Below are 4,431 nucleotides of genomic sequence, written 5' to 3'. Positions count from 1 at the left end.
GGCACTTCCTGCGCCTGACCGCCAGCACCGACCTGCAGGCCAACGCCAGCGGTCTGCTGGTGTTCACCCAGGACTGGAAAATCCTGCGCAAACTCACCGCCGACTCCAGCAAGATCGAGCAAGAGTATGTGGTCGAGGTTGAAGGCGAGATGGTGGCTCACGGCCTCAACCGTTTGAACCACGGCCTGACCTACAAGGGCAAGGAGCTGCCGGCGGTCAAGGCCAGCTGGCAGAACGAAAACCGCCTGCGCTTTGCCATGAAAAACCCGCAACCGGGCATCATCGCCCAGCTGTGCCAAGCCGTCGGCCTCAAGGTCGTCGCCATCCGCCGCATCCGCATCGGCGGCGTGTCCATCGGCAAAGTGCCCGTGGGGCAATGGCGCTACTTGTCCGGCAAAGAGAAGTTCTAAGGCTTCCCGCGCCGCCACACCTTTCGGCGCTGCTGTTTTCGGCGGCGCCCATAGCCGAATTATCAGGACTGCACACATGATTCATAACGACGTACTGCGCAGCGTGCGCTACATGCTCGACATCAGCGACAAGAAAGTCATCGAGATCATCAAGCTCGGCGGCCTGAACGTGACCCTGGCAGACCTGGTGACGTATCTCGACAAGAAAGAGGAAGACGAGGAAGGTTTCGTACGCTGCCCGGACGAAGTCATGGCGCACTTCCTCGACGGCCTGGTGATCTTCAAGCGCGGCAAGGACGAAAGCCGTCCAGCGCAGCCGATCGAAGTGCCGGTGACCAACAACATCATCCTGAAAAAGCTGCGGGTGGCGTTCGAGCTGAAAGAAGACGACATGCACGCGATCCTCAAGGCCGCGGAGTTCCCGGTGTCCAAGCCTGAGCTGAGCGCGCTGTTCCGCAAGTTCGGCCACACCAACTATCGCCCGTGCGGCGACCAGCTGCTGCGAAATTTCCTCAAGGGCCTGACCCTGCGCGTTCGGGGCTGATCTCCGATGGAGGCGGCCGGTTTCGGTCGCCTCGCTCATGACACTGCATTCCCTTCGAAAATAGTGGCTCCGCTGACCGCGGCTGACGACCAGGGTGTAAAGACCTCAGCTCTCAGGATTCGCCATGCATCCCTAGTTTTCCCTGCAAGGCCGCACTGCCCTGGTGACCGGCGGCGCGGCCATCGCGGGCAAGCCACGCTCCCACAGGGTTCTCGAGCGCACACAAAATTTGTGTCCATCACAAAACCTGTGGGAGCGGGCTTGCCCGCGATGACGGACTGACAGGCGCCACCGGGCTAGAGACCGTGTGGGTTATCATGCCTGCCTTCATTCCGCCTCGACCTCAAACCATGACCTACAGCGTTTCCCCCATCGGCTTCGTGCGCTCCTGCTTCAAGGAGAAGTTCGCCATCCCGCGCCAGCCGCAACTGGCCCCGGCCGCCCGTGGCGTGCTGGAACTGGTGGCACCGTTCGATCAAGGGGACGCCGTACAGGGCCTGGAGCAGGTCAGCCATGTATGGCTGTTGTTCCTGTTCCACCAGGCCCTGGAAGAAAAGCCGCGCTTGAAGGTCCGCCCTCCTCGCCTCGGCGGCAACAAATCCATGGGCGTGTTCGCCACCCGCGCAACCCACCGTCCCAATGGCATCGGGCAGTCAGTGGTGAAACTGGACAAGGTCGAAGCCAACCGCTTGTGGATCTCGGGCATCGATCTGCTGGATGGCACGCCGGTTCTCGACATCAAACCCTACGTGCCCTACGCCGACATCATCGATGCAGCCACCAACAGCATCGCCAGCGCTGCGCCGCAGCTGATTCCCGTGCAGTGGACGRATACAGCGCTGCAACAGGCTCACGGGCATGCCCAGCGCCTTGCAGAGCCTTTGGTTGAGCTGATCGAGCAATGTCTTGCGCAGGATCCACGCCCGGCCTATCAAACGCCTGCACCCGAGCGGGAATATGGCGCGCAGTTCTGGGATGTCGATGTGCGTTGGCATTACCTGACACCGGAGCTGATCAACCGCCATCGCGAGCAAGCTCGCTCCCACAGGTAAAGCAGCAAGCAGTTACAGCTGCTTATTTCTCTACAAACGCTCGCTCGATCAGGTAATCACCCGGCTCGCGCATCCGCGGCGAAACCTTCAGGCCGAAGCTGTTCAGCACTTCGCTGGTCTCGTCGAGCATGCTCGGGCTGCCGCACAGCATGGCGCGGTCGTCCTGCGGGTTGATCGGCGGCAGACCAATATCGCTGAACAGCTTGCCGCTGCGCATCAGGTCGGTCAGGCGACCTTCGTTCTCGAACGGCTCGCGGGTCACGGTCGGGTAGTAGATCAACTTGTCACGCAACGCTTCGCCAAAGAACTCGTTCTGCGGCAGGTGCTCGGTGATGAACTCGCGGTAAGCGACTTCGTTGACGTAACGCACGCCGTGGCACAGGATCACTTTTTCGAAACGCTCGTAGGTTTCCGGGTCCTGGATGACGCTCATGAACGGCGCCAGACCGGTACCGGTACTGAGCAGGTACAGATGTTTGCCAGGCTTCAAGTCATCCAGCACCAGCGTGCCGGTAGGCTTCTTGCTGATGATGATCTCGTCGCCTTCCTTCAGATGCTGCAACTGCGAAGTCAGCGGACCATCAGGTACCTTGATGCTGAAGAACTCGAGATGCTCTTCCCAGTTCGGGCTGGCAATCGAGTAAGCACGCATAAGCGGGCGGCCGTTGGGCTGTTGCAGGCCGATCATCACGAACTGACCGTTCTCGAAGCGCAGGCCCGGATCACGGGTGCACTTGAAGCTGAACAGAGTGTCGTTCCAGTGGTGAACACTGAGGACACGCTCGTGGTTCATGTTGCTCATGTACGTGGGACTCCTGGAGATTTGTCTGCGCGTGTTCGGTGTGCTCTGCAAGGAAAGCCAACTCTGCGCAATTGCATCGCATTCTAAAGGCAGAGACAATATCTGTTAAATGGATTATTAAGATAAGGGTTATCGGTTATATAGATATGCGATTTACTCTCCGTCAACTTCAAGTATTCGTCGCCGTCGCCCAGCAGGAAAGCGTATCCCGTGCTGCGGGGTTGCTCAACCTCTCGCAATCGGCGGCGAGCACCTCGATCACCGAGCTGGAGCGCCAGTGCAGCTGCCAGTTGTTCGACCGCGCCGGCAAACGGTTGAGCCTCAACGCGCTCGGTAAACAGCTGCTGCCCCAGGCTGTGGCCTTGCTGGACCAGGCCAAGGAAATCGAAGACCTGCTCAACGGCAAGTCCGGCTTCGGCTCGCTGGCCGTAGGCGCGACCCTGACCATCGGCAATTACCTGGCCACCCTGCTGATCGGCAGCTTCATGCAGCGCCATCCGGAAAGCCAGGTGAAGCTGCACGTGCAGAACACTGCCAATATCGTGCAGCAAGTGGCCCACTATGAAATTGATCTGGGTCTGATCGAAGGCGACTGCAGCCACCCGGACATCGAAGTACAAAGCTGGGTCGAGGACGAACTGGTGGTATTTTGCGCCCCTCAGCATCCGCTGGCCAGGCGCGGCGCGGCGACCATGGATGAGTTGAGTCACGAAGCCTGGATCTTGCGCGAACAAGGCTCAGGCACGCGGTTGACCTTCGATCAAGCCATGCGCCATCACCGCACTTCGTTAAACATCCGCCTGGAGCTCGAGCACACCGAAGCGATCAAGCGCGCGGTGGAGTCAGGTTTGGGGATTGGCTGCATTTCCAGGCTGGCATTGCGCGACGCATTCCGCCGCGGCAGCCTGGTGCCTGTCGAGACGCCGGATCTGGATCTGGCGCGACAGTTTTATTTCATCTGGCATAAACAGAAATATCAGACCTCGGCGATGCGCGAGTTTCTCGAACTGTGCCGCGCCTTCACCGCCGGGGTCCAGCGCAGCGACGAGATCGTGCTGCCGACGATCGCCTAGAGCAGAATTACCGCCCACACCAGGGCAATCATGCTCAGTGCCACGAACTGGGCGGCACTGCCCATGTCCTTGGCATTCTTGGACAGCGGGTGCCGTTCAAGGGAAATGCGGTCGATGGCCGCTTCCACTGCCGAGTTGAGCAACTCGACGATCAACGCCAACAGGCATACCGCGATCAGCAACGCCCGTTCAACCCGGCTGACATTCAGGAAGAACGACAGGGGAATCAGGATGACGTTGAGCAATACCAATTGCCGAAAGGCGGCTTCACCGGTGAAGGCTGCGCGCAGGCCGTCCAGCGAATAACCGGAGGCATTGAGAATACGTTTCAGGCCGGTCTGGCCTTTGAAAGGTGACATAGAGTGGGCAACTGACAAAAAAGAAGTGGGAAAGCTAGATCAACCAAAGTCAAAAAAGCGTGAAGTCGCCAGCCTTTAATGGCTGGAAATTGACTCAAGTTGTTGCAAGAGCAGCGCGGCCTGGGTCCGGGTCCGCACATTCAGTTTACGGAAAATCGCGGTCACGTGCGCCTTGATCGTCGCCTCGGAAA

General features: G+C 59.4%; 6 protein-coding genes and 1 pseudogene. 4 read left to right on the top strand and 3 right to left on the bottom strand.

Translation table 11 applies throughout. The features are described from left to right. The 3 genes and pseudogenes from ACXRVY_RS24285 to tsaA form a co-directional block, all read left to right on the top strand. Positions 1-410, top strand: a pseudogene (locus tag ACXRVY_RS24285) (RNA-binding protein); the annotation flags it as partial. Positions 411-486: 76 nt separating this feature from the next. Continuing rightward, complete coding sequence (locus ACXRVY_RS24280) at positions 487-954, top strand: YehS family protein (RefSeq protein WP_223458447.1); 468 nt, start codon at positions 487-489, stop codon at positions 952-954. A 350-nt stretch (positions 955-1,304) separates the two neighbouring features. Next, a complete protein-coding gene (tsaA, locus tag ACXRVY_RS24275) occupies positions 1,305-2,006 on the top strand; it encodes a tRNA (N6-threonylcarbamoyladenosine(37)-N6)-methyltransferase TrmO (RefSeq protein WP_458238449.1) in 702 nt (233 codons plus the stop codon). 22 nt (positions 2,007-2,028) lie between these two features. Here the strand turns inward: tsaA and fpr are convergent, their stop codons facing one another. Then, positions 2,029-2,808 (bottom strand): ferredoxin-NADP reductase, encoded by a 780-nt coding sequence (gene fpr / locus ACXRVY_RS24270; RefSeq protein WP_003443014.1) that lies wholly within the window; start codon positions 2,806-2,808, stop codon positions 2,029-2,031. 146 nt (positions 2,809-2,954) lie between these two features. On the opposite strand from fpr, the gene ACXRVY_RS24265 reads away from it, so the two are divergent. Then, positions 2,955-3,881 carry a LysR family transcriptional regulator gene (locus ACXRVY_RS24265; RefSeq protein WP_223458442.1) on the top strand — a complete coding sequence of 309 codons (927 nt, stop codon included), beginning with the start codon at positions 2,955-2,957 and terminating at the stop codon, positions 3,879-3,881. Here the strand turns inward: ACXRVY_RS24265 and ACXRVY_RS24260 are convergent. Both ACXRVY_RS24260 and ACXRVY_RS24255 read right to left on the bottom strand, forming a co-directional pair. Then, the gene (locus ACXRVY_RS24260; RefSeq protein WP_007996906.1) at positions 3,878-4,240 is read right to left on the bottom strand and encodes a diacylglycerol kinase; all 363 of its coding nucleotides are present in this window, start codon (positions 4,238-4,240) and stop codon (positions 3,878-3,880) included. The two genes, ACXRVY_RS24265 and ACXRVY_RS24260, sit on opposite strands and share 4 nt — an antisense overlap. Before the next feature lie 75 nt (positions 4,241-4,315). After that, on the bottom strand, positions 4,316-4,431 hold a 116-nt coding region (locus ACXRVY_RS24255; RefSeq protein WP_458238450.1), incomplete at its 5' end, for a LuxR C-terminal-related transcriptional regulator.

It is taken from the genome of Pseudomonas sp. P5_A2_2, assembly GCF_054177685.1.
The sequence above is the reverse complement of the archived record's forward strand: the minus strand, read 5'-3'. Positions and strand labels throughout refer to the sequence as shown.